Source organism: Wenjunlia vitaminophila DSM 41686, assembly GCF_000380165.1.
Taxonomy (GTDB): Bacteria; Actinomycetota; Actinomycetes; order Streptomycetales; family Streptomycetaceae; genus Wenjunlia; species Wenjunlia vitaminophila.
The window spans coordinates 66,633-90,421 of sequence record NZ_KB904691.1 but is presented as its reverse complement, the minus strand read 5'-3'; the positions used below and the strand labels follow the sequence as shown (position 1 = coordinate 90,421).

Genomic DNA, 23,789 nt, shown 5'->3' with positions numbered 1-23,789 from the left:
GGCGCCCACGTCACCCGTCGCCCACCGGTGTCCCGTCCTCCAGGTAGAGGGTCGCGCCGCGTTCCCGAGCCCGTAGCGCCCAGTGCAGCCGGGCCCGGCGGACCGGTGGCAGCCTGGTGGCCGCCTCCGCCTCGGTGAAGAACCGCCACTCCCGCAGTTCGTCGCCGGGCAGGTGGAGCCGGCGGCGCTGCGCCGGATCGAGCAGCCCGCCGTCGAAGAGCAGCCGCAACCCCCCGAAGCCGGGAGGGACGGGCGGCTCCCAGTCGATCACCAGCAGTCTCGGCTGGCCGGCCAACGCCACGCCGAGTTCCTCCTCGACCTCGCGCAGCCCGCCGCGGACCGGTGCCTCGCCGGGCTCCACCACACCGCCGGGGAACTCCCAGCCCGGCTTGTAGGTGGGGTCCACCAGCAGCACCCTGCCGTCCTCGTCGAAGAGCAGCACCCCGGCAGCGAGCGTCGCGCCCGTCGGCTCCGGGGTCTGCACGATGGCGCGTTCCGCCGCCCCCCCGGCCACGAGGTGGGCGATCCGCTGGGCCGCCTGGGCTGGGGCGAGCCGGGCGTTGTCCACCAGGCAGGCGTCGGTGGTGAGCCAGGGCAACGCGGCGTGGTAGGCGGCGAGGTGACGGCCACGCTGGTCCGTGGTGCCGCTGGGACGGGTGGGACAGTGGGACAGCCGTTCGTGAAGGACCGTTTCCTCAACGTGGAGCAGCACATGGTGGACCGGGATGCGGCGGGAGGCCAGCCCGCCGAAGATCTCGTCCCGGTACTCCTGCCGCAGCAGCGCCATCGGGACCACCAGGGGACCCGGCACCTCGCTGAGGAGCGCTGCCGCGGTGTCCACCACCAGCCGGCGCCACGCGGGGGAGTCCTGGATGTCGGTGGCCCCGCCGTACCGCTGGGCGGGCAACGCCCGGCGCAGCTCCGCGCCCACGGTCTCCGGCTCGAACAGCACGCTGCCCGGCAGGAGGTCGAGCAGGGCCCGAGCGGTGCTGGTCTTGCCGGCGCCACGGGCGCCGTTGATCCACACGATCACGCTCTCCCCCTCCTCGGCGGACGCCCCCGGCCGGGCCGGGGGCGGTGCACCCCTACCAACTGCCCTGGTCCCCGGGGCCGGCAAACGCGGACCCCGGGCAGCGGGGGTGCTGCCGGCCGCCTGAGCGCGTGCCGCGGGGCAGGCTCCTGGCCGGCGGGTAGGGCGCGGGGAAACCTGAGTGACACCGGATCTGAGGTCAACGAGGATGAGCCGGGTCCGTCAGCACGATGAGAAGGCAGTGACAACGATGGCTCAGCGCGTAACCGTCCCCGGCCTGTTCCCCCCGCCCGACTACGCGCACGCCGCGGTGGTCGAGGCGGGGGAGCGGCTCGTCTTCACCGCGGGGGCCGTCCCCCTGGACGCCGAGGGGAACCTGGTCGGCGAGGGCGACATCGCCGCACAGGCCCGGCAGGTGATCGCCAATCTGGAGCAGGCGCTGCGGGCGGTCGGCAGTGACCTGACCCGGGTCGTCGCCACCACGGTGTACGTGGTGGGGCCGGAACTGGACGTGTGGGAGGTCGTCCGGTCCTCCGGGCTGGCCGTGGGCCCGCACACCTCCACCCTGCTCGGCGTCTCCTGGCTGGGCTATCCCGGTCAGCTCGTGGAGATCACCGCGGTGGCGGTGGTGCCGGAGACCGCCGCCACCGAGCCCGAACGGCCCTGACGTCCGGGCCGTGAGCGGCGGGCGACACATGAGGCCGTCCGCCGCTCACGGATGGATGTCGCTGACCACGTCCGCGGTCGCCGAGAGCCCGCTCTCGATGCCCTCGGCCATCGAACTGTGCGCGAGGTAGAAACCGAGCAGCACGCACACCAGGGCATGGGACCAGCGGAGCCTGCCGCTGTGTAGGAAGATCGCGGCCAGGATCAACAGGAACAGGACCGCGGAGATCGACAGAACCATGCACACCCTCCTCCACCGCGCCCTTGGCACGGTGTTGCAGGACAGTGTGGCGTAATCGGGCGACTCGCCCATCGCCGGACGTGTGCTCCAAACGGGTATTTCTCTCGACGAAGGCAGTGATGTCCGGTGGTGCGTCGCCGGGTTTCGGTCCCCGTGTCGCGGCCGGGTACGGCCACGGTGGGGTGTGGGGACCGGCCGCCCCCACACCCCACCGTCCCGCTGCCCCAACGGCGCCGAACAGCGGACTAACGGACTAACGGACTAACGGACCGCCGACGCCTCGGGCACCGCGACGTCCTCGGGGGCCGTGGCCGGCTGCGACTGGGCCTGCTCCCCCCGGGCGACCACGACGCTGTGCGGGGGCCGGCGCCGCCGCAGGCCGGTCAGCATCAGCAGGAGCCCGGTGGCCGCGACGGCGGTCAGCAGCGCCAGGCCCGGCCGGTAGCTGTCCAGCACCGCCGCGGGGGTGGTCGCCGCCTCCTCGTCACTGGTGACCACGGCGGTGACCACGGCGAGCACCAGGGCGCCGCCGACCTGCACGCTGGTGTTGAGCATCCCGGAGACCATGCCCTGTTCGTCGTCCGGGATGCCGGATGTGGCCTGGATGTTGAGGGAGGGGAAGACCAGGGCGCAGGCCAGGCCGATCAGCAACATGGTCGGCAGGATCACCGCACCGACGCGGGGTTCGATGTCCACTCGGAGGAAGAGCGCGTAGCCGAGGGTCAGCACCGCGAACCCCACGGCGAGCACCCGGGCGGTGCCGAACCGGTCCACCAGGGGGCCGATGCGGGTGGAGGCCACCGCCACCAGCACCCCGGCGGGGAGGAAGGCCAGGGCCGTCTCCAGGGCGGACCAGCCGACCAGCGACTGGAAGTACTGCGTCACCAGGAACTGGAAGCCGACGTAGGAGCCGAAGAACAGCACCGCTCCCAGGTTGGCCCTGACCTGGGGGCCCGAGCGGAGCACGCCCAGCCGGACCAACGGGTGCCGGGTGCGGCGTTCGATCGTCACGAAGGCGGTCAGCAGCGCCGCGAAGACCGCGAAGGACACCAGGGTGCGCCCCGCGAGCCAGCCCACTTCGGGAGCTTCCACGACGGTGAACACCAGCAGCAGCATGGACGCCGTGCCGGTCGCCGCGCCAGCCAGGTCGTAACCGCGGCGCTCGGGGCGGGTGCCGGCGCTGCGCGGGATCAGCTTGATCCCGGCGACGAGCGCGATCAGCGCGACGGGCGCGGGCAGCAGCATGGTCCAGCGCCAGCCCACCTCGGTGAGCAGTCCGGACAGCACCAGGCCCATGGAGAAGCCGGTGGCGGCGCAGGAGGTGTAGATGCTCAGCGCCCGGTTGCGCGCCGGGCCCTCGGGGAACGTGGTGGTGATGATGGACAGGCCGGCCGGAGCGGTGAACGCGGCGCTGAGCCCCTTGACGAAGCGGCTGGCGATCAGCAGGGGGCCGGAGTTGACCAGGCCGCCCAGGAGGGATGCGACGGCGAAGACGCCGAGGGCGATGAGGAAGACGCGGCGGCGCCCCAGGAGGTCGGCGGCCCGGCCGCCGAGGAGCAGCAGCCCGCCGTAGCCGAGGATGTACCCGCTCACCACCCACTGGAGGGTGGCGGTGCTCAGGTCGAGGTCCGAGCCGATGGAGGGCAGGGCCACGCCCACCATGGAGACGTCGAGGGCGTCGAGGAACATGGCCCCGCAGAGCACCAGCAGGGTGCCCCAGAGTCGGGCACCCCAGCGCCCCTCGACGGTGGTCGTACTGCTGGGAACGGAGATGTGCATGCGGAGCAGATTACATGCGCCTGCATCTAATGCAATAACATTTAATGCAATTGCATGGAGGGCTCCCCTCTGGTACCGTGCGGGCATGCCGTCGAAGGACATGCCCGCGGACGCGGACAGGGCCCTGGTGGCGCGGTGGCGGGAACTGCTCGCCCTGCACGCCACCACCTGGTGCGAGCTCGACCGGCAGCTCAACGAGCGGCACGGCATCGGCGCCAGTGAGTTCGAGGTGTTGGACCGCCTCTCCGACGCCTGCGTGACCGCGGGGAAGCCGCCGCTGCGCGTGCAGGAACTCGCCGAGACGGTCCACCTGAGCCAGAGCGCGCTGTCCCGGTTGATCGGCCGACTGGAGAAGGACGGCCTGGTCACCCGGGCCATGTGCGCGGACGACCGCCGCGGCGTACGGGTCTGCCTCACCGACGAGGGCCGGTCACGGTGCGACGCCGCCCGGCCCACCCACCGCGCGGTCCTCGCCAGGCTGCTCCCGGCCGCAGCGGGCCCCGGGTAGCCGCACCACCGCCCATGCCGCTGGGCGACCTGGTCCGTCCGGTGCCGCGCCGTCGGGACGGGCCCGCGTCAGTCCACCACCCTGCTCACCACCATGGCCACCAACCCGAAGGTGACGAGGAACGCGGACGCCAGGACGAGGATCACCGGGGTCCTGGCCCAACCCCTGGCCTTCTCCTCCGGGCTGGTGGCGGCGAGGTCGGTGGTCGTGCTCGGCTCCACGGGCGGGGTCTCCTGCGGTGGGGCACCGCCCGGCTCCACCCCGGGGCGGTCCGCGCTCTCGGGTTCCGCACCGGGGGCGTCCCGCCCCTCGGGGCCGGTCCCGGGGCGGTTCGGTGTCCGGGGTCCTGGGCTGCCGTCCGCCGGGGGCTGCTCCGCGGTGTCGGGTTCCTTCCCGCCCAGGCGGCGCGGGTCGTCAGGGGGTGCCATGGCTCCTCCACGGTCCGGGGTTCCACGGGTACCCAGGTCCGCCACGGCTACCTCCTCCGAACGAGTTCCCCCGTCGCCGGGAACGGGAGGTGTCCTCCCCGCGTCGGCGGGGCCGGCGCGGCGCCGGGAACCGACGCTGCCGGGGGCACCGACGCTTTCGGGGGGATCAACTCCGCTCCGCTTCCTCGTCGCCCGGGGGACGGGCGAGCGACCGTTCCGGTGTTCCGCCCGCCACCGAGGGGGCGGCCGGCCGGGGTGGGTCGGCCGGAGCAGTACCGGTGCCCCGCACCACGTAGGCGATGACCGCGGCGAACCCCGCGAGCAACGGCACCGTTGTCAACGCGAGGGGCAGCCCGACCTGCTCGGCGAGGAGGCCGATCGCCGGCGGACCCACCAGCATGCCGGAGTAGCCGAGGGTGGAGCCGACGGCCACCCCCCGGGGGCCGGCCAGCGCACCGGCGCGGGCGATGGCTATGGGGAAGAGGTTCGCCAGCCCCAGCCCGGTGAGGGCGAAGCCGGCGAGGACCAGCCAGACCTGCGGGGCGAGCGCGCCGACCAGCATGCCCGCGGCCCCGGTGAGGCCGCCGCCGACCAGGGCGGCGGTCTGGCCCACCCGTTCGACCAGCCAGGTGCCGCACAACCGACCCGCCGTCATGGCCAGGGAGAACGCCGCGTATCCGACGGCCGCGAGGCCGGTTCCGGTGTGCAGGTCCTGCTCGAGGTGGAGCGCCCCCCAGTCCGCGAGCGCGCCCTCACCGTAGGCGGTGCAGAGCGCGATCAGGCCGAACACCACCACCGCGAACGGCAGCCGGTCCGGACCGGCGTTCCGTCCGGCGCGCGACGCGGGGCGCGTGTCGCCCTCGGGCGGACACACGGCGGCGGAGCCGCGCAGCAGGGCCGCCGAGCAGGCGGCGGTGGTGACCAGCCCGAGCGCGGTGAGCAGCAGCAGGTGCCGGGCCGCGCTGAGGTGGGGGGCCAACAGGGCGCCGAGGCCGGCGCCGAGGAGCCCTCCGAAGCTGAACGCCGCGTGGAAGGTGGGCATCACCGGTCGGCGCACCGCGGCGACCAGGTCAACCGCCGCGCTGTTGACCGCCACCGAGAGACCGCCGTAAGCAGCGCCGAAGACGACGAGCACCAGCCCGAGGGCCACCGCGGAGTGGGTCCGCGCCGGAAGCGCGACGCTCAGCGAGAGCAGCGTCGCGCAGGCCACGGCCACCGGGTGCGGACCGAACCGGGCGCACAGCCGGCCGGTGGCCGTCATGGTGAGCACCGCGCCGGCCGAGACGCCGAGCAGGGCGATGCCGAGCTCCCCGGGGGAGGCGTCCACCTGCTCCTTGACGGCCGGGATGCGCACCACCCAACCGGCGAAGACCACTCCCGTCAGGGCGAACAGGACGGTGACGGCGACCCGCACGCGGACCAGTGCGGGGTCCGTTTTGTTTAGCAGCGGCACAAAGTGAGAATAGGGTGGTGACTCGGACACGGACAAGGCCGGAACGAGGCAGGAACGTGCTGGGCGCCGCCCTGATGCTGGTGCACACCGGCCGGGCCCCGACCCGTTCGGCGCTCACCGCTGAGCTGGGGGTGACCCGGGCCACGGCGGGTGCCGCCGCCGGGGAGTTGGCGGCCCTGGGGCTGATCCGGGTGGACACCCACCCGACCGCTCCGCCGACCGGCACCCACGGCCGGCCCTCGCACCGGCTCGCCGTCGCCCCGCGGGGCCCGGTGGTGCTCGCCCTCCAGGTGCACGTGGACGGGTACCGGGCGGCGCTCGTCGGTCTCGGCGGACGCGTCGTGGACACCCGCTGGGGGTGCGTGACGGTCCCCCAGGAGCCGGCAGCGGTGATCGACGCGGTGGTGGCCGCGGGCGCCGACCTGCTCCGGGCCACGAAACTGCGGTGCGTCGGGGTGGGCATGGCCGTGCCGTCAGCGGTCTCCGAGCCCGAGGGAGAGGCCCTCGACGCCTTCAACGTCGCCTGGTCGGTGGGCACCCCGGTGTCCGCGGAGCTCGGGGCCGCGGTGCGGCGGGCCGGCCTCGAGGGGCCCGGTGGTGCCCCGCCGCCGTACTTCGTGGGCAACGACGCCAATCTCGAGGCGCTCGCCGAACACCGGCACGGCGCCGGTCGGGACGCCCGTCACCTGCTGTACGTCACCACCGGGCACCGAGGAGTCGGCGGGGCGCTGGTCCTCGACGGCCGGCTGCACACCGGCAGTGCGGGACTGGCCCTGGAGGTCGGCCACCTGACGGTGGACCCCGCGGGGCGCCCCTGCCGGTGCGGGGGCCGGGGCTGCCTGGACGTCGAGGCCGACCCGCTGGCGTTCCTCCAGGACGCCGGGCGTACCCCCGGGCCGGAGCCCTCGTTGCTGCGTCAGGCCGTGGACCTGCTCCGTCAGTCGGACCGCGACGCCGGGGTACGGGGCGCCGCGGACCTCCTGGCGGACCGACTGGGACTCGGTCTCGCCGGCCTGGTCAACATCCTCAACCCGGACCGGATCGTGCTCGGCGGGCTGCACTCGGCCCTGTTGTCCGCGCAGCCGCGGCGCCTGCACGCGGTGGTCGCCGAACGCAGCCTGTGGGGGCGGGGGGTGCCGTTGCTGCCCTCGGGGATCGGGCGTGCCGGTCTGGTGGGGGCCGCCGAGCTGGCCTGGCAGCCGGTCCTGGACGACCCGGTCACCGCGCTGGAGGCGGCGCCGGCCTGAGTGCCGGCTTCCACACGGTCCCCGGCGCACCGGGGTTCGACGCGGCTTCCCTGGCGGAGGCCCACCGGGCCGCTCCGACACGGCGCCGCGGGGCGCCCTGACGCATGGCGCTCTGCTGCGCCGACGTGCCGGCACAACCCGACAGGGCTCCCTGTCCCCGGAGTCCCACTCTGCCCCCGGGTCAAAGGATCGAGCGGTAGTTCCTGGCGGAACGTCACGGAAAGGGTTCGGTGATGCGCTGTGCTTGGTCGGCCCCGGGACTGGTTGGGCTCGCATGTCGAGGTGTCGCGTGTTGGCGAACGGCATCAGTGGATGGTGACTGTGTGTCGGGGCCTGCGACATGATGGTCACCGTGAAGACCGAAATGATCATCGACGTCTGGCAGCGCCTTCTCCCCGACCCTCGCAAGTCGTGGGTGCTGTTCGAACACGGCACCTGTGTGGTGCTTGCCGCTCCCGATGGAGACCTTGCCGAACAGGCCATCGAGATTCTCAGGAAGTACGGCCCTGTGGAAGCAGGCTCTGCCGCGGGAGACTTCGGGGTGATCAACGTCAGGGACGCCGACGGCTGGGTGGTCACCGGTCACCACCGGGACGTCCTCACTCATGTCGCGCCCGACGAGCCCAGTGGTCACGAGGACCTCGCTGTCGGGTTGTGCGGACGTGCCAAGCGCCACCGGGACGGCACCGAACTGAACGTCGTCCACGTCGAGGACCGACGCGGCCCCGCGGGTCCTGCGTGAGGACGTGGCTGTCCTCATCGTCGGTGATCGCCTGGCCCCCCTGTTCCCGCCGTCCGCGGCAAGTACCCGCACTGCTGCCGTCGCCCGCCCCACACGACCGGCCACACCTACCTCGGCCCCGTCCCCGGCACCGACCGGCCCGTGTACGCGCTCGAGCTGACTGCCGGCGCGCTGCTCACCCGCCCCCTGCGCGCCATGGCAGTCAGCCACCCCGTAGCTTCCGGCGCCGCTGCTCACTCGTCGCCCCGTCGCACCTTCACCCGCGCCGGGTGGACCGCCCGGACGCGGGCGGTGGCGAGTCAGGGCCGGGCGGCGACGGCCTCGACTTCGAACAGCACGTCAGGCGCGGCCAGGCTCGCGACCCCGATGAGGGTCTGGGTGGGCGGTTCCGCACCCCAGCCCTCCTGCACGGCCGCGGCGATGGGCCCGAGCTTGCTGACGTCATGGTCCACCACGTACGTCCTGAGCTGGACGACGTGGCTGAGGTCGAGCCCGTGGGCGGCGAGGGCGACGCCGATGTTGCGGAACGCCTGCTTCACCTGCTCGGTGAAGTCGGCCGAGACGACCGCGCCGTCTGGGCCCGATCCGTACTGACCCGCGACGAGCACCAGTTCCGTACCTGCGGGGACGGTGGCGGTGTGGCTGTAGCCGAACGGGACGGGGTCGTGCAGACCATCCGGATTGACCAGGGCGTGTGCCATGTGGATCACCTTTCGTGTGCAGTGGATCTTCGTCGTGCTGGTAAGCCTCCCAACGAAGTACGACACCGTGTGTCATGTATTCCCGTAGGGTTCTCGCATGCGCGCCGACCGGTTGGTATCGCTGGTGCTGTTGCTGCGGCAGCACGGCCGGCTCTCCGCGACCACGCTCGCCCGCGAGCTGGAGGTGTCCACCCGCACCGTGCTGCGCGACATCGAGGCGCTGTCCGCCGCCGGAGTCCCGGTCTACGCCGAACGCGGTCGGCACGGCGGGTTCGCGTTGCTGCCGGGTTTCCGGACCGAGCTCACCGGACTGAACCACGACGAGGCACTCGCCCTGCTGGTCGCCGGGTCGCGGCGCGGCGCGCAGGCGTTCGGACTCGGCTCGGCGCTGGCATCCGCCATGCGCAAGGTGGTTGACGCGCTACCCGAAAGCTGTCGGGCCACCGCGGCCGGAGCGGCTCAGCGACTGCTCATCGACCCCGAAACCGACCTCCTCTCGCGCCGGCAGGTCGCTGAGGAGGTGCCCGACACCGTCGTGACCGAGGTTCGGTGCGCGGTGTTCGCCGGACACAAGCTGCGCATCCACTACGCCGCCGTGGACCAGACCCCGAAGTGGCGCACGGTGGACCCGATCGGCCTGGTGACCGTGCGCGGCCAGGGCTACCTGCTGGCCACGCGGTCCGGGGAGGACCGCACCTACCGGCTGTCCCGCATCCTGGCCGCCGAGGAACTCGCCGAACCGGCACAGCGACCCGACCGGGTGGATCTGTCCCGGGCCTGGCAGGAGCGCAGTACACGGTTCCGGACGGGTGGCGACCAGGTCACCGTGCTGGTGCGGATGGACCCGGCGCGGCGGGAGGACCTGGTGGGCACCGCGCTGGCCGTCCTCGCCGAGGAAGCCGACGCGGACGGCTGGCTGCGGCTGGAGGTGACCTTCCAGGACTCGAGACACGCCGAATGGGCACTGTGGCACCTCGGCGCGCACGCGGAAGCCCTGGCGCCGCAGTGGTTGTGCACCTCCCTGCGCAACCGCGCCGCCGCGATCGCCGCCCGCTACGGGGTGTCACCCTGAGGGCTGCGCAACTGCGCCGCACGGTCCGCCGTCGCTGACGCGGCGGCCTGCGGCGGAGTCCTGCCGCTGGCTCAGGTGACCCGCCGTCGGGATTCGGATCGTTCAGGCACTTCGACGGGCGTGGTGGAGCGCGTCCAGGAAGCTCCGTACGGCTCGCCTGGCGCTCTCCCGGGCGACCCGACCGCCCGGGGCGTCGGATTCGGCGCCGCTGATGGACAGCAGGTACCGGGTCCCGTTGACCGTGGCCCAGGCGCTGCCGTCGGGCCCGAAGCGGGAGGCGCTCGCCTGCACCCGGTCCACCGGGGCGCTGTCGATCTCCGACCCCCGGCTGGTGAGCAGCCGGAGCCGCCCATCGGTGATGAGTACCTGTCCGGCGCGGGTCAGGGGCCGCAGCCACTTGCCGATCTGCACGCCCGTAGCGCTGAAGTCGGGCTCCGTCATGCCGTGCACCCCCACCAGTGTTCATCCTGGGCGGTCTTCCTTACTGGGAAGTCTGCCGGGCCGCAGCCGGGGATGCCAGTGGGGAAGCAGAGCTCGGTCAGTTGTTCGTGGGTGCCCTTCGCGGTGGCACGGGCGAGACGCGGGGGACGCCGGCGACGCCCCGAAGGTGAGGAGAACGTGCGGCTTGAGGAGACCTCATGAACAACTCGAACAACAATCTTCACTCTGTTGTCATGCTCTTGTTTATTTGCGGAAGAACTGAGGGAGAAGGCTCACCTTCCGCAGACTCACTACGCACGATTAAAGGGGACCGCATGTTCCGACGTCTCGTCTCGGGCAGTGTCACCGTGACGCTGTTGACCACCGCACTGATCGCCGGCGCCGCCGCGGCACACGCGACGGAGTCCGACCAGGAGGCGGCCCAGTCCACCACCCCGGCAGCGATCTCGGACCGCACCACGGTCGTGGCGCACCGTGGCGCCTCGGCCTACGCCCCCGAGAACACCCTGGCCGCGGTCCGCAAGGCGGACGACCTCGGCATCCTGTGGGTGGAGAACGACGTCCAGCGCACCAAGGACGGCGAACTCGTCATCATGCATGACACCACGCTGAAGCGCACCACCGACGTCGAGGAGCGCTTCCCGGGCCGCTCGCCGTGGAAGGTGGCGGACTTCACCCTGGAGGAGATCCGCACCCTGGACGCGGGTAGCTGGAAGGGTGCCGAGTTCACCGGCGAGCGGGTGCCGACGCTCGAGGAGTACGTGAACCTCCTCGATGACACCGGGCAGAACCTGCTGATGGAGATCAAGGCCCCCGAGCTCTACCCGGGCATCGAAGAGCAGATCGTGGACGTGCTCGACGACGAGGGCTGGCTGGACCGCCGGCACATCCAGCGCAAGCTGATCACGCAGAGCTTCAGCGCGGACTCCGTGGAGACCTTCCACGCGCTGGTGCCCGAGGCCAAGACCGGATTCCTCGGCACCCCGTCGATCGACAACCTCCCGAAGTACGCCGAGTTCGCCGACCAGATCAACCCGCGGTTCGCCGACGTCACCCCCGAGTACGTGAAGGCGGTGCACGAGGTCAAGGGCGCGCACGGCAAGCCGCTGGAGGTCTTCACCTGGACGGTCAACGACGCGGACACCGCCCGCCGGGTCGCCGACGCCGGGGTGGACGGCATCATCACCAACTACCCGGACCTGGTACGCGGCGTGGTGAACAACACCACCTTCGGCCCGCAGACGGCCGACTCCGTGAGCGGCCGGTAACCCCCGTCCCGCCCGGCGCCCGATGCCCGGCCCCACGGGGGCCGGGCGTCAGGGCGCCTCCGCCGTGCGGGGCTCCCCGGCCACGACCAGCTCCCGCAGGTGCTCGCAGATCTCCTCACGGACCTCACCCGGCATCCCCGAGTCGGTCACCAGGGTGTCCACCGCGTCCAGCGGCGCGAACGTACTGAGGCCGACCGTCCCCCACTTGGTGTGGTCCGCCACGACCACCACCCGCCGCGCCGACTCCACGAACCGGCGGTTGGTCTCCGCCTCCGCCAGGTTCGGCGTGGACAGACCGCCCCGCACCGAGATCCCGTGCACCCCGAGGAACAGCACGTCGAAGTGGAGGCCCTCGATCGCCCGGTCGGCGACCGGGCCCACCAGGGAGTCGGACGGGGTGCGGGTGCCCCCGGTGAGGACCACCACGGCCGACCCCCGCGGTTGCTGGGGCAGCGCGGCGCGGGCCTGCGAGCGCCGGGCTGTTTCGAACACGTTCGACACCGGAACGGAGTTGGTCACCACGGTCAGGTCGGGCACCTCGAGCAGGTGCTGGGCCAGGGCGAACGTGGTGGTGCCACCGGACAGGGCGACGGCGCTCCCCGGCACCACCAGCTCGGCCGCGGCCCGGGCGATGGCCTCCTTCGCCGACATCTCCATGGCCGACTTGGCCTCGAACCCGGGTTCGTGGCTGGAGGCGTCCGCCACCGGGACGGCACCCCCGTGCACCTTCTCCACCGCGCCCTGCCGGGCCAGTACGTCCAGGTCACGGCGCACGGTCATGTCCGAGACGTTCAACTTGCGGGTCAGTTCGTTGACCCGGACCCCGCCACGCCGTCGCACCTCGTCCAGGATCAGGGCGCGCCGCTGCTCGGCCAACAGGTTCTGGTTGTCACTCACAGCCGTCAGCCCCCTACGTCCCGCTCCGTCCAGCACCACCGGCCACGCCCGCGCCGGCGGCGCGCCGTCGAGCATCCTCCCACGGGTGGTGCTCCAGCACGAGCCGTCCCCGGGCCCCACCCACGACGCCCGGGTCCACCCGGGCCGGGGGACGCCGCCGGTCCCCGGCGCGGGGCCGCGGCGCCGCTCACGGCAGGGCCGGCAGGTCCTCGGGGTACAGCAGTTGCAGCTCGTCGTGGCTGGGATCGTCGAGCTGGGCCACCCGTCCGGCGTGCCGTTCCACCATGGCGTCGAACGTCTGGCGCGCTGTGCGCCCGTTGCCGAACGCCGGGCCCTTCGGCAGCATCGTGAAGTGCTTGAGCAGCGCCTCCGCGACCCCGTCGGAGAGCTGGTACTGCTGGTCCACGGCCTGCTGCTCGACGATCGCCAGCAGCTCCTCGGGCGAGTAGTCCGCAAAGGTGATGGTCCGCGAGAACCGCGAGGCCACCCCGGGGTTGGCGGACAGGAACCGCTCCATCTCCGCGGTGTAGCCGGCGACGATGACGACCACCGCGTCGCGGTGGTCCTCCATGAGCTTGACCAGGGTGTCGATCGCCTCACGCCCGAAGTCGCGGGCCGCGTCCTCCGGGGCCAGCGCGTACGCCTCGTCGATGAACAGCACCCCGCCGCGCGCCCGTTCGAACGCCTCCTGGGTGCGCAGCGCGGTGGAACCGATGTGCTCGCCCACCAGGTCCACCCGCGCCACCTCGACCAGGTGACCGCGCTCCAGCACCCCGAGCGAGGCGAGGATCTCCCCGTACAGCCTGGCCACCGTGGTCTTGCCCGTGCCCGGGGAACCGGTGAAGACCAGGTGGCGGCGGAGCGACGGGGCCTTGAGGCCGGCCGCCTGACGCCGCTTGCCGACCGCGATGAGGTCGATCAGCGCCCGGACCTCCTGCTTGACCGTGGCCAGGCCCACCAGCGAGTCCAGCTCCCCCAGCACGTCGTCGGAGTCCCGGCTGTCCACCGGCGGGTCGGCGGCCGGTGGGGACTGGTCCCCCGCGGGGCGCGGGGAGGGAATCCCGCCGAGCACCCCGAACGTGGTGGCGGTCTGCCGGGCGGCCTGCGAGGGGCTCTCGGCGGGCGTCGCGTGGTGCTCGATCACGGCCCGCCGCTCCACGCTCTCGTCGCTGGTGCAGCCCTCCGTGACGGGACCGTCCTCGGCGAACTCGTAACCGCCGCGGGCGCACCGCTCGGTGCGGCAGCGCCGAAGGGTGCTGCGGCAGCCGTCGATGACGTGGAAGCCGTAGCCCCGGCTGCCGGTGACCGTGCAGTCCTGGAACGTGCCCCGCCCCCCGGCGGAGACGTAGAAGCCGGCCTCGGCGGGGGAGTGGACCGTGCACCGCTCCACGGTCGGGTCGGCCCCCTTGGTGACGATCACGCCCGTGGCGGTGTTCTCCACGGTGCACGAGGCGAGCACCCCGCCGCTGCCGTGGTCGCGGAACCAGGCGCCGGTGGCGGCCTCCCTGATCCGGCAGTCGTCCAGTTGCACCGTCGCGCCGTCGCTCACCGACACCGCCGTGCTGCGCACCTGCGACAGGTCGCTGTCCACCATGTCCGCCCGTGACCCGCGGTCCAGCACGAACACCGCGTCCGGCACGTCGTGGACCCGGCAGGAGTCCAGGGTGGCGACGGCGCCGTCGCTGATCCACACCGCGGGGTAGTCGCCGGTGCTGTCGTGGATCTCGCAGTCGTTGGCGTCGGCCCTGGTACCCGGGTCCCACACCGAGAGGCCGTTGCGGCCGAACCGGCGCACCGTGGTCCTGTGCAGCGTCAGCACCGAACGGGAACGCAGGTCGATGCCGTTCTCCGGGACGTCGTGCACCTGCGAGTCGGTCATCCGCAGCACCGCGTCGGTGTCCAGGGTGATCCCGTCGGCGGTCACCCGGTGCACCTCGCAGTCCGCGAGGTCGCCCACCGCCCTGGCGGTGAGCTGCACCCCGGTCCCCTGGACCTCGTAGATCTCGCAGCCCACGGCCTCGACCCCGGTGCCCTCCCCGGAGACGGCCAGGCCCGCGCCCGAGGCGTGGTGCACCCGGCACCGTTCCAGCCGCGGCAACGCCCCCTCGCGCACCGAGAGGCCGGTCTGCCCGGAGCGGACCACCTCGCAGTCCTCGAACAGCCCACCCGACCTGCCGGAGACGCTCATGCCGAGCCCGGCGGGGTTGTCCACCACGCAGCGCCGGACCGTCGGGGTGGCTCCCTCCCGCACCTCTATTCCCACCGCCGAACGGGTGACCACCCGGATGTCCGACAGCTCCGCGGCGCAGGACTCCACCAGCACGGCCGGCACCGAGGTGTCCTGGCCCTCCACGTACAGGTCGGAGACCGTGGCGGGGGCGCGCACGGTCAGCGCCACCCCGCCGGTGGGCACGATCCGCACGGTGCCGGGGCCGTCGGCCCCGCGAAGGGTGATCGGGCGGGCAACGACCACGTTCTCCTGGTAGGTGCCCGGCTGCACGGACACGACGTCACCGTCACCCGCCGCCTCGAGGGCCGCCGTGAGGGTGTCGTACTCGCCCGTCCTGCGGCGCCACCTGGAGGTGCTCGTGTGCGTCACCTGAACCACGCGCTGTGCCATCGTGTTGACTTGCCCCCACGTCCTGTGAGCTGCTCCACCCACCCGGCCCTGCCGCCGGCACGCCGGTCTTCGGGCAGAGTATGGCCTCGCGAGGAACCGGCCGGACCACGGTATCGCGCGCGGGACGGGCGCCCGGCGGAGCACCCCGGCCGGACCGCTGGATCGGGCCGTTCCCGCCGGCCCCGCGGTGGTCAGCGGCTCGACCGCGCACGGGCCGTCACGGGCACGCCTGACGACCTCCGCCGGGCCGGTGCCGGCGGAGGCGTCCCACCTTTCCCTCCGGTCGCCCGTGGCGCCCCCGCGGGCGCGGCCGGCTCAGTAACCGGGGCCCTGGTAGGGGCGGGGGTGTCCCTGCTCGGGGTGCGGTGCGGGGCCCTGACGCGGCGGGACGGGGCCCCCGTAGGGAGCAGCCGGGCGCGGGGCGACCGGACGCGGCGGCACCGGGCGCATGCCGGGACCCTGGTCCTGCGGCGGGGCGCCCTGGTATGGCGCCTGGGTCTGGTACTGGGCGCCCGCGGTGTAGCCGCCCCGCGGCGGCATCGCGGACTGCGGCGGCACATAGGCCATCGGCGCCCCCTGCGGGTGCCCACCGGGGTGCGGGTGCCCACCGGGGTAGCCCGTGGGGGTGCCGTTGGCCGGTGTGTGCGCCGGCTGGTGGTGGGCGGGCGGCGAGACCGACGAGGGCAGCGCGGGCAGCGCCGGCAGGTTGCTCCGGCTCTCGTACGCCGGAGGGACCCTGATGGGTGCGATCTGCGGGGTTCCGCGCTCGGCGACGAGGCTGTCGTAGATCGGTGTCTCTTTGAATGCCGACGAGCCGTAGTAACCGCCGTAGGCGCCGCGGGGGGTGGTCATGACCATAAGGTATGCCCACATTGAGCGTTGTGGGGAGACAGGTTGGCGCGGTAATTTGCGCGCCCGATGACGGCGGAGTTCCGCAATGGCCCCGAAGTGTGAAAAAGGGGTCCCCGGCTCGCGCTCGTGGAACGGGTGAGGGCCGGTCCCCGCGGTGTTCACGACCGCGGTCCTGGTCAAGGATTGGCTGGATCTCGCCGTTCCGACGTGCTGGCCGGAGGCGGATGGCCGGCCCCCAACCGGGGTTGCGATGACGGCGTTCGACCACGGTGACCGGGCCCTGATGGTGGCTGACGGTGTGTCGGGACATCGGCTCCACCGGAGCTGCCGTCGCGAGCGGAGCCGGTGGAAGCGCCGAAAACCGGTCGTTGTCCTGGCGCGTCGTCGGCGCCGCACGACACCGGCAGTCCCGCAAGGGGCCGGCCGTCGCGTCGCCCCGCGTCGCGTTCGCCGTGCGTCGCACGGACCGGTGCGACGCCACGGCGCTCACACGGTGCGGAGCAGCGCCTTGCGGTAGAAGGCGATCATCAGTTGGGAGATCCGCTCCAGCGTGTAGTGGCTCAGGAAGTGCTCCCTGGCGGCGGTGGCCCTGCGGGCGGCGGCACCCCGGTAGGTGAGGGCGTCCAGCAGGCCGCGGTGCAGCGCGTCCCCGTCCTCCGGGGGCACGAGCAGGGCGTGCTCGTCCCTTCCGACGGTCTCCCGCAGGGCGGGCACGTCCGTGGCCACGAGGGGCACGCCCACACCCATCGCCTCCATCGCCGTGCTGCTCATCCCCTCCCGTCGGGACGGCGCCACGACCACGTCCGACGCGGCCATCAACCCGTAGACGTCCTTGCGGTGGCCCAGGAAGACCACCGAGGGGTCGTTCGCGCCCAACGCCTTCAACCGCGGGGTGTGTTCGTCCGGGCGGCCGGCGAGCAGCAGCACCGCGTGCGGCTCCCAGGCGCGTACCTGGGGCCAGCAGCGGATCAGCACGTCGAGGCCGTTGGAGTGGTGCTGCCGGGCCGCCGCCAGCACCACGGGCTGGTTCCGGCCCAGCCCCAACGCGGCGCGGACCGCCGCCCTGCGGGACTCGGTCACGGTGCCGAGGACCCGGGGGTCCCGGCCCTGCGGCACCACGTCGATCAGCATCGGGTCCACGGCGAGCCTGCGGGACATCTCCGTTGCCAGGTGCCGGGTCAGCGCCTGGAACCGACGCACCCCCACGGCCGTCAGCGCGTCGGCGACCTGCGCGCCGCGGACCCGCAGGGACGTCCGCCCGCACCTGGCCAACTGCTCGGGGCCGTAGGCGGATCGGACCAGGGACGAGATGACCGGCACCCGCGCCGCGTTGGCCGCGGCACGGCCGACCAGGTCGGCCTGGTGCAGCGTGGTGTGCACCAGGTCGGGGCGCCGGCGCCGGATCAGCCCGCTCAGCGCGGCGGCGGCCCGCAGCCGACCGCGGTGACCGACGGCGAAGACGTCGACTCCGGCCGCGGTCAGCGGCGCGGTGTCCCCCGGCTGGAGGCAGGCCACGTCAAGTCGCACGCCGTCGCGCACCAGGTGGGGCGCGGTCACCGCGAGTGCGTGCCCGGCTCCTCCGGTGTCGTGCAGGCTGTCGATGACGTGCAGCACGTGCATGCTTGCGACACCTCTCCGCGTCCGGTAATCGCCTCAGGATTCCAGTCGTGCCCGGCACAGAGGGCCGAATAGGACCGGAAAGGCCGGAACCCTGGGGTGGCTGCGGGTCACACACGGCGCTTCACCCCCGCTGGGTCTCCGCTAGGGTGCATTGGTGTAGGCGGCCACTGGTGCACCCGCAAGCCCGGTCAAGCAGGGGGAAAGAGCGCATGTCGATGCAAAAGGGAACGAACACCGCCGTACCGGCTTCCTCGGTACGCGTGGAGCTCGGCTGGCAGTCGGGGCCGGGCACGCCTGACGCCGACGCCTCCGCACTGCTGTTGTCCTCCGGCAAGGTACGGTCCGACGCCGACTTCATCTTCTACAACCAGCCCCAGCACGCCTCCGGCGCGGTGCGGCACGAGGGCAAGCGCCCCGCGGGCGGTGCGGTCACCGACACCCTGCTGGTGAACCTCGCAGCCGTCGAGCCCACCATCGAGACCATCGTGCTCGCCGCCTCGTCCGACGGTGGCAGCTTCGGACAGGTCAGGGGACTGCACATCAGGGTGCTCGACGCGGCCAACGGTGCCGAGCTGGCGCGGTTCGACAGCACGGACGCGACGGTGGAGACCGCCTTCGTCCTCGGCGAGCTGTACCGGCGGCAGGGAGCCTGGAAGTTCCGAGCGGTCGGCCAGGGGTACAGCTCCGGCCTCGCCGGGCTCGCCACCGACTTCGGGATCAGCGTGGACGACGAGCCGGCTCCGGCCCCCGCACCGCCGGCGCCCGCCCCCGTGGCCCCCACCCCGCCCCCGGCTCCGATGCCGCCCGCGCCCTCCATGCCCGGCGCCGGCTACCCCCCGCCCCAGCCGACCATGCCGACCGCCCCCGGCTACCCCGCTCCTACGCCGCCGCCCGCTCCGATGCCCTCGTACAACGCCCCGCAGCCCCCGGCCCCCGGCTACCCGGCTCCCACGCCGCCCCCTGCCCCGGCGCCGTCGTACAACACCCCGCCGGCCCCGGGCGGCTACAACGCCCCGCCCGCCCCGGGCGGCTACAACGCCCCGCCCGCCCCGGGTGCCCCGGCGCCCACCGGGCAGGTGAACCTGAGCAAGGTCACGCTCACCAAGGAGATGAACACCGTCTCGCTCACCAAGCAGGGCGGGACCTCGGGCACGATGCGGGTGAACCTCAACTGGCAGGTGCACAAGCAGTTCAAGGGCTGGATCCGCAAGGCGGGCCGGGCCGCGGCCTCCCACTCCGACCTCGACCTGGACCTGTGCGCCATGTTCGAGCTGGTGGACGGCAGCAAGGGCATCGTCCAGGCGCTGGGCAACTCGTTCGGCTCGCTGCACCAGCCGCCGTTCATCCACCTCGACGGCGACGACCGCACCGGGGCCATGGACACCGGTGAGAACCTCACCGTCAACCTGGACCACAAGGACCTGTTCCGCCGCATCCTCATCTTCGTCTACATCTACGAGGGCGCCCGCAGCTTCGCCAACCTGCACGCCACGGTGACGCTCTACCCGCAGCACGGCGCGCCGGTGGACTTCTCGCTGGACGAGTGCACCGTCCCGTCCAACGTGTGTGCCCTCGCCCAGATCACCAACGTCAACGGCGAGTTGATCGTGCAGCGCGAGTCGCGCTTCCTGGTGCCCGAGCGCGGCGTCAGCCCGCAGCGCACCATCGACTACGCCTACGGCTGGGGCATGAACTGGACGCCCGGCCGCAAGTAGCGTCCGAGGTGGGCGACGGTGGCCGCCGGAGGTGACCGGCGGCTCCCGTGCACGATCGACCAGGACCACCGCAGGGGCCGGCCCGGCCACACCCGGGTCGGCCCCCGCGCCGTGTGGCGGCACGCACACCCGTCGGCGCACACCCCTCGGCGTGCCCCCCGCGCGGGGCGCGGCCGGGTCAGCGCGCGGCGGTGGCCAGGCGCTCGCCGAGCCGACGCAGCGCCTGGCTGGCGAGGACCGCGTGGCCCCGCGTCGAGGGGTGGGTCAGGTCGGAGCTGTAGACGTCCCCCGCTGAGCAGATCGGGTGCCCCCACAGGTCCACCAGCAGGGTGTCGTGGCGCAGCGACACGTCCCGCACGCTCTCGTTGAGCGCGTTCATGTGTGGTCGCAGCGCGGACAGTTCGGGGACGCCCGCGCAGATGTCCATCAGCGTGAAGAGGATGACGTCAGCGCCGGTCCCGAGCAGCGTCGTGACCACCGCCTCGAGGTCCGCCTCCACCCGGCGCGGGTCGAACCGCTCGGTGAGCAGGTCGTTGCCGCCGCAGATCACCGCGGCGAGGTCCGGGTGGAACGCCAGCGCCCGGTCCACCTGGGAGGCCCGCACCTCGGAGGTGACCAGGTTGTGCCGGCCCAGGTTCAGGTACGCCACCGTGGGGACGCGGCGGGACAGGGCGTACCTGATCCGTTCCGGCCAGGGGACGGGGCGGTAACCGGGGGTCTTCTCGCCGAGGCCCTCGGCGAGACCGTCTCCGAGTACCACGAACCGTCGCCACGGGGCCTCCCGGAGCAGCGCGTAGGCCTCGGCGTCGGACAGGCAGTACGGGTCGTCGCGCTCCCGTGGATAGGCGTCGGTGCCGGGCATGTCACTCATGCGTCCTCCGGACTCGCTGGTTGTCCTGCGGGCCGGGAAGGTGCGCCGCCCACCGCGGGCAGCGGCGAAGCGTCCCAGGGGAGGGCTTGCTGTCCCCCGTTCAGCAAGCCCTCCGCGCCGGATCGCCGACCGCCGTCAGCGCGGTCCCGCGATGCCCATGGGTGGGACGGGCAGACAGAACTCGTCGCCGGGCTGCCCCGGCCGAGCAGCCCGGCCGCGAATTCCGTCCGACCGGGAAACCTATCCGAAGGTGGTTCTCCAGGGTGATTCCAGTCTGGCTGTACGTCAGGCTCGGGGAATCGTGGAGCAACCCCCGGCCGAACCTGAAACGAATCCCGGCCGTTCGGTGTCCTGATATCCACGACCGGGATACCAGGACGCACAGCCGTGCGGGCCCGGATCTCGTTCGACCGCGAATCTAGTTCTCTCGTGAACCTCGTTCCCTGTGATTCCGGTTCGGCGAGCGGCTCATGGGTTCCTCGTCCGCTGAGGAATTACCGGGCGGCCACGGGCTCGGCCGAGTGGGAGCTTCGGTTGGAGCGGTAATCAGGTGCCTGTCTTGGTTATTCAGGGAACCATTGCACGCGACCTGCGCACCGTCAACGCCTGGTCGCGCACGACTCCGGCACGACCAGGACTTCTTGTGACTGGGCACCGTGCGGCCCGGTGCTCCTGTACGCGCGCACAACGGCGTCGATCAATCGGGACGCCGGACGGCACCAGGGCCGCCCGACGCGGCCGAACTCGCCGGTGTTCCACCAGGAACGTTACCCGCCGGTGTTCCCCGCGGCGATCACTTTGTCGTGGCGCGGTGCGATCCGTGCTTTCTGCGTTCCTCTTCCCGTCCCTACCGGACCTGCCGAAGTGGAGTGTCCCGTCGGGCGCCGTGACGGTCGCTGTCGTGTTGTGCATACTGGCCACTGCTGAGAGGTGACGGTTCCGGGGCTCCGCGTCCGGTGACTTTGCCGTTTCCTGGCTTGAGGGGAGTAGGGCGACGACCTACGCTGATCCGAGCCTGCACGCCCTGTAATGCATTCTCCGAAGACCGGCCAGGACCAGGAGGCGCAGCGATGAGGCGGGGGAATTCTGTTTGGCCGTGGCACGAAGTGGTGGACGGGTACGAACGGCACGTCGGCAGCGCGACGGCGAGGACCGCGGCACGGCGGGTGGTCCCCGTGGAGGCGAGGTCGGCCGGCACCCGGGTGTGGGACGTCGACCAGCGTGAGTACCTGGACTGCTCGGGCAGTGGGGTCTTCCCCCTGGGGCACGGGCACCCGGCGGTGCTCGAGGCGCTGCACCGACAGCTCGACCGCCACTCGGTGGCCACCGGAACGCTGCTCTCCGGTGAACTGGCCGACGCCGCCCGCCGGCTCGCCGCCATCTGCCCCCCGGGTCTGGACCGGGTGCACTTCGGCTGCACCGGGGCGGAGACGGTGCGGACGGCCCGGAGGCTGGCCTGGGCGCTGGGCCGCAGGCGCGTCATCACCATGGACGGCGGCTACCTGGCCATGACGCTGGGCGGTGCCGTCACCGGCGGACCTCGCGGTGTCGGCCGCGACCAGGGCGCCGCGGCCCGGACCACCGGGGACCAGGTACGGCCGGAGGTGGTCACCGTTCCGTACGGGGACGTCCCCGCGGTGCGCCGGGCACTCGCCCAGGACGGGGGCGGCGGCTGTTGCGTGGTGGTCGAACCGGTGCAGGCCGAGGGCGGGGTGCGGGTGCCTCCGCCCGGGTACCTGCGGGAGGTCGCCGAGGCGTGCCACCGGACGGGCGCGCTGCTGGTGGTGGACGAGATCCACACCGGCCTCGGTCGGCTCGGCGCCTGGTGGGGCTGCGCCGTCGAAGGGGTGACGCCCGATCTGTTGCTCACCGGGGAGGGGCTGGGCGGCGGCTGCGTGCCGGTGAGCGCCGTGGTCGGCACCGAGGAGGTGTTCGCCCCGATGGGCCGGGACCCGCTGCTGCACGCCTCCACGTTCTGCGGGTACCCGCTCGGCATGGCCGCGGTCACCGCCACCCTCGAGGTCATGGACCGCGAGTACGTCCCGGCCCGGGCGGAACACCTGGGCAAGCGGCTGCTGGACGGGCTGTCCTGCGCGGTGCGGCCGGTCGTTCCGTACCAGGTGCGTGGGGTCAGGGGCCAGGGGCTGCTGCTCGGTGTGGAGTTGGCGGACGCACACCTGGCCGGACGGTTCACCCAGGGGCTGTTGGACCGGCGGGTGCTGGCCGGGCAGTGCCTCGGGGACAGCGCGGTGGTCCGGCTCTGTCCCCCCGCGTCCCTCACCGACGCCGAGGTCGACTGGGTGGTCAACGCGGTCGGCGAGGCCGCGGCGGCACTCGCCAGGGACCTGCGTTACGCGTGGTGAACCGGGCCGGGTGGCCGGGTTCCGCCGGCCGGCCGCGCGGGCGGCGCGGCCCCGGGCGGCTCGGTCGCCGTCGTCCCGTACGACCGGGGGGACCGCCCGGTCCAGCGTTTGAACGCGTGGGTGAACGCCGCCGGTTCGGTGTACCCCAGGCGCCGCGCGACCTGGGTGGCCGGCATGCCCTCGCCGAGCAGGCTCTCCGCCCGGGTCCTGCGCACCTCGTCCAGGATCGCGCTGAACGACGTCCCCTCCTCGGCGAGCCGGCGCCGCAGGGTGCGTTCGCTCATCCGCAGTGCCGCCGAGGCACCGGCCATGTCGGGGCCGTGCGGCAACTGCTGGAGCACGTACTCACGGACCACGGTGGTCTGGGTGGACCGCACGCTGCGCCGGGTGAGCAGTTCCCGGCACTGCTGCTCCGCCAGCCGGAACGCCGGCTCACTGGCCAACGGCAGGGGCCGGTCCAGGGCACGGGAGTCCACCCGCACCTCGGTGTTCGGGCGGTTGAACGACACGGGGGCGGCCAGCGTCTCGTGGTACCGCTCGGGCTCGTCGGGACCGGGGCCGGCCAGGCTCACCCAGCGCAGCCAGCCGCCGTCGGGCATGAGGTCGTCGAGGAGCCTGACCACGGCGCCCAGGGTCCGTTCGGTGAAGAAACGCCGGGTCTGCTCGGGCAGTGCCGTGGCGTCGATCCTGATCCTCATCTCGCCGCCCGACTCGGTGGCGCTCAGCGCGCAGCAGGCGTAGGAGAGGTTGACGTACCGCAGCCCGAACGCCACGGCCTGCCGGGGGGTGGGTGCCGCGAGCAGGCCGAGCCCCCACACGCCGTACATGGTCAGCGGGTAGCGGGCGCCGATGGACAAACCGAGGCCCGGTACCTGCGACAGATCGCTGACCAGGTTGCCGCCCAGGGCCAGTTCCTGCCCCATGGAGATGGTGCCGGTGGCGTCGCCCAACTGCGAGGGGGCGATTCCGGTGTCCCGGAGGCTGCGGTGCCAGGGCACCCCGTGCTCGTGGGCGGTCTGGACCATCTCGTGCGCACTGGCGGTGCCCAGCAGGTGGAGTCGGCCCAGCGCGGGTCCGGCTAACGGCTCACCCGCACCTGGGCCCGCCATCTCCGCTCCTTCCCGTCCGAGCCGTGTGGGCACCCGAACAGAAGCGACACCGACCGGGGGGATGACGACCGGCCGGGTTCCCCGGTCCGGCCGCTGGCCGCCACGGTCAATGTTTTGGCCGCTATGAGCATGGGGCTGCCAGGGCTCGCTCACTTAGCCTCAACTT

General features: G+C 72.8%; 21 protein-coding genes. 8 read left to right on the top strand and 13 right to left on the bottom strand.

Annotated features, from left to right (window positions below):
- Positions 1–10: 10 nt before the first annotated feature.
- Positions 11–1,033: an NUDIX hydrolase gene (locus A3IG_RS0120110; RefSeq protein ID WP_018385390.1), complete on the bottom strand. Its 1,023-nt coding sequence runs from the start codon at positions 1,031–1,033 to the stop codon at positions 11–13.
- 247 nt (positions 1,034–1,280) lie between these two features.
- Here A3IG_RS0120110 and A3IG_RS0120105 point away from each other — a divergent pair, with 247 nt between their 5' ends.
- Positions 1,281–1,697, top strand: a complete 417-nt coding sequence (locus A3IG_RS0120105) for a RidA family protein (protein WP_018385389.1) — start codon at positions 1,281–1,283, stop codon at positions 1,695–1,697.
- A 45-nt stretch (positions 1,698–1,742) separates the two neighbouring features.
- On the opposite strand, the gene A3IG_RS0120100 is transcribed toward A3IG_RS0120105, so the two are convergent.
- Complete coding sequence (locus A3IG_RS0120100) at positions 1,743–1,937, bottom strand: hypothetical protein (RefSeq protein WP_018385388.1); 195 nt, start codon at positions 1,935–1,937, stop codon at positions 1,743–1,745.
- A gap of 261 nt (positions 1,938–2,198) precedes the next feature.
- Entirely contained in the window at positions 2,199–3,716 is a 1,518-nt protein-coding gene (locus A3IG_RS0120095) for an MFS transporter (protein ID WP_018385387.1), read from the bottom strand.
- Between the two features lie 85 nt (positions 3,717–3,801).
- Between A3IG_RS0120095 and A3IG_RS0120090 the strand changes: the two genes are divergently transcribed.
- Positions 3,802–4,224, top strand: coding sequence for a MarR family winged helix-turn-helix transcriptional regulator (locus A3IG_RS0120090; protein WP_018385386.1), 423 nt, complete (start codon positions 3,802–3,804; stop codon positions 4,222–4,224).
- Between the two features lie 68 nt (positions 4,225–4,292).
- Here the strand turns inward: A3IG_RS0120090 and A3IG_RS32040 are convergent, their stop codons facing one another.
- Together A3IG_RS32040 and A3IG_RS30600 are read right to left on the bottom strand one after the other, a co-directional pair.
- Positions 4,293–4,652: a DUF6480 family protein gene (locus A3IG_RS32040; RefSeq protein WP_018385385.1), complete on the bottom strand. Its 360-nt coding sequence runs from the start codon at positions 4,650–4,652 to the stop codon at positions 4,293–4,295.
- A 166-nt stretch (positions 4,653–4,818) separates the two neighbouring features.
- Complete coding sequence (locus A3IG_RS30600; protein ID WP_104530804.1) at positions 4,819–6,105, bottom strand: MFS transporter; 1,287 nt, start codon at positions 6,103–6,105, stop codon at positions 4,819–4,821.
- Positions 6,106–6,161: 56 nt separating this feature from the next.
- Here A3IG_RS30600 and A3IG_RS0120075 point away from each other — a divergent pair, with 56 nt between their 5' ends.
- Both A3IG_RS0120075 and A3IG_RS0120070 read left to right on the top strand, forming a co-directional pair.
- Positions 6,162–7,352, top strand: a complete 1,191-nt coding sequence (locus A3IG_RS0120075; protein ID WP_018385383.1) for an ROK family protein — start codon at positions 6,162–6,164, stop codon at positions 7,350–7,352.
- Between the two features lie 340 nt (positions 7,353–7,692).
- Complete coding sequence (locus tag A3IG_RS0120070; RefSeq protein WP_018385382.1) at positions 7,693–8,094, top strand: hypothetical protein; 402 nt, start codon at positions 7,693–7,695, stop codon at positions 8,092–8,094.
- A gap of 299 nt (positions 8,095–8,393) precedes the next feature.
- On the opposite strand, the gene A3IG_RS0120065 is transcribed toward A3IG_RS0120070, so the two are convergent.
- On the bottom strand, positions 8,394–8,795 hold the full coding sequence (locus A3IG_RS0120065) for a RidA family protein (RefSeq protein ID WP_018385381.1): 402 nt from the start codon (positions 8,793–8,795) through the stop codon (positions 8,394–8,396).
- Between the two features lie 97 nt (positions 8,796–8,892).
- On the opposite strand from A3IG_RS0120065, the gene A3IG_RS0120060 reads away from it, so the two are divergent.
- Positions 8,893–9,867: a helix-turn-helix transcriptional regulator gene (locus A3IG_RS0120060; RefSeq protein WP_018385380.1), complete on the top strand. Its 975-nt coding sequence runs from the start codon at positions 8,893–8,895 to the stop codon at positions 9,865–9,867.
- A 102-nt stretch (positions 9,868–9,969) separates the two neighbouring features.
- On the opposite strand, the gene A3IG_RS0120055 is transcribed toward A3IG_RS0120060, so the two are convergent.
- Complete coding sequence (locus tag A3IG_RS0120055) at positions 9,970–10,308, bottom strand: hypothetical protein (protein ID WP_026220462.1); 339 nt, start codon at positions 10,306–10,308, stop codon at positions 9,970–9,972.
- 314 nt (positions 10,309–10,622) lie between these two features.
- Here A3IG_RS0120055 and A3IG_RS30595 point away from each other — a divergent pair, with 314 nt between their 5' ends.
- On the top strand, positions 10,623–11,576 hold the full coding sequence (locus A3IG_RS30595; RefSeq protein WP_018385378.1) for a glycerophosphodiester phosphodiesterase: 954 nt from the start codon (positions 10,623–10,625) through the stop codon (positions 11,574–11,576).
- A 48-nt stretch (positions 11,577–11,624) separates the two neighbouring features.
- Here A3IG_RS30595 and A3IG_RS0120045 read toward each other — a convergent pair whose 3' ends face one another.
- The 4 genes from A3IG_RS0120045 to A3IG_RS0120030 all read right to left on the bottom strand — a co-directional run bounded on the left by A3IG_RS0120045 (position 11,625) and on the right by A3IG_RS0120030 (position 17,565).
- Positions 11,625–12,473: a DeoR/GlpR family DNA-binding transcription regulator gene (locus A3IG_RS0120045; protein ID WP_026220461.1), complete on the bottom strand. Its 849-nt coding sequence runs from the start codon at positions 12,471–12,473 to the stop codon at positions 11,625–11,627.
- A gap of 187 nt (positions 12,474–12,660) precedes the next feature.
- Entirely contained in the window at positions 12,661–15,093 is a 2,433-nt protein-coding gene (locus A3IG_RS0120040) for a right-handed parallel beta-helix repeat-containing protein (protein WP_018385376.1), read from the bottom strand.
- A gap of 315 nt (positions 15,094–15,408) precedes the next feature.
- A complete protein-coding gene (locus tag A3IG_RS0120035; protein ID WP_026220460.1) occupies positions 15,409–15,945 on the bottom strand; it encodes a DUF6643 family protein in 537 nt (178 codons plus the stop codon).
- A gap of 486 nt (positions 15,946–16,431) precedes the next feature.
- Positions 16,432–17,565 carry a glycosyltransferase family 4 protein gene (locus tag A3IG_RS0120030; protein ID WP_018385374.1) on the bottom strand — a complete coding sequence of 378 codons (1,134 nt, stop codon included), beginning with the start codon at positions 17,563–17,565 and terminating at the stop codon, positions 16,432–16,434.
- Positions 17,566–17,780: 215 nt separating this feature from the next.
- Between A3IG_RS0120030 and A3IG_RS0120025 the strand changes: the two genes are divergently transcribed.
- Positions 17,781–19,280, top strand: coding sequence for a TerD family protein (locus A3IG_RS0120025; protein WP_026220459.1), 1,500 nt, complete (start codon positions 17,781–17,783; stop codon positions 19,278–19,280).
- Between the two features lie 178 nt (positions 19,281–19,458).
- Here A3IG_RS0120025 and A3IG_RS0120020 read toward each other — a convergent pair whose 3' ends face one another.
- The gene (locus A3IG_RS0120020) at positions 19,459–20,151 is read right to left on the bottom strand and encodes an SGNH/GDSL hydrolase family protein (protein ID WP_078500725.1); all 693 of its coding nucleotides are present in this window, start codon (positions 20,149–20,151) and stop codon (positions 19,459–19,461) included.
- A gap of 1,109 nt (positions 20,152–21,260) precedes the next feature.
- Here A3IG_RS0120020 and A3IG_RS0120015 point away from each other — a divergent pair.
- A complete protein-coding gene (locus A3IG_RS0120015) occupies positions 21,261–22,514 on the top strand; it encodes a class-III pyridoxal-phosphate-dependent aminotransferase (protein ID WP_158676921.1) in 1,254 nt (417 codons plus the stop codon).
- Here A3IG_RS0120015 and A3IG_RS30590 read toward each other — a convergent pair.
- Complete coding sequence (locus A3IG_RS30590) at positions 22,502–23,623, bottom strand: AraC family transcriptional regulator (protein ID WP_018385370.1); 1,122 nt, start codon at positions 23,621–23,623, stop codon at positions 22,502–22,504. The genes A3IG_RS0120015 and A3IG_RS30590 overlap by 13 nt on opposite strands.
- Between the last annotated feature and the right edge of the window lie 166 nt (positions 23,624–23,789).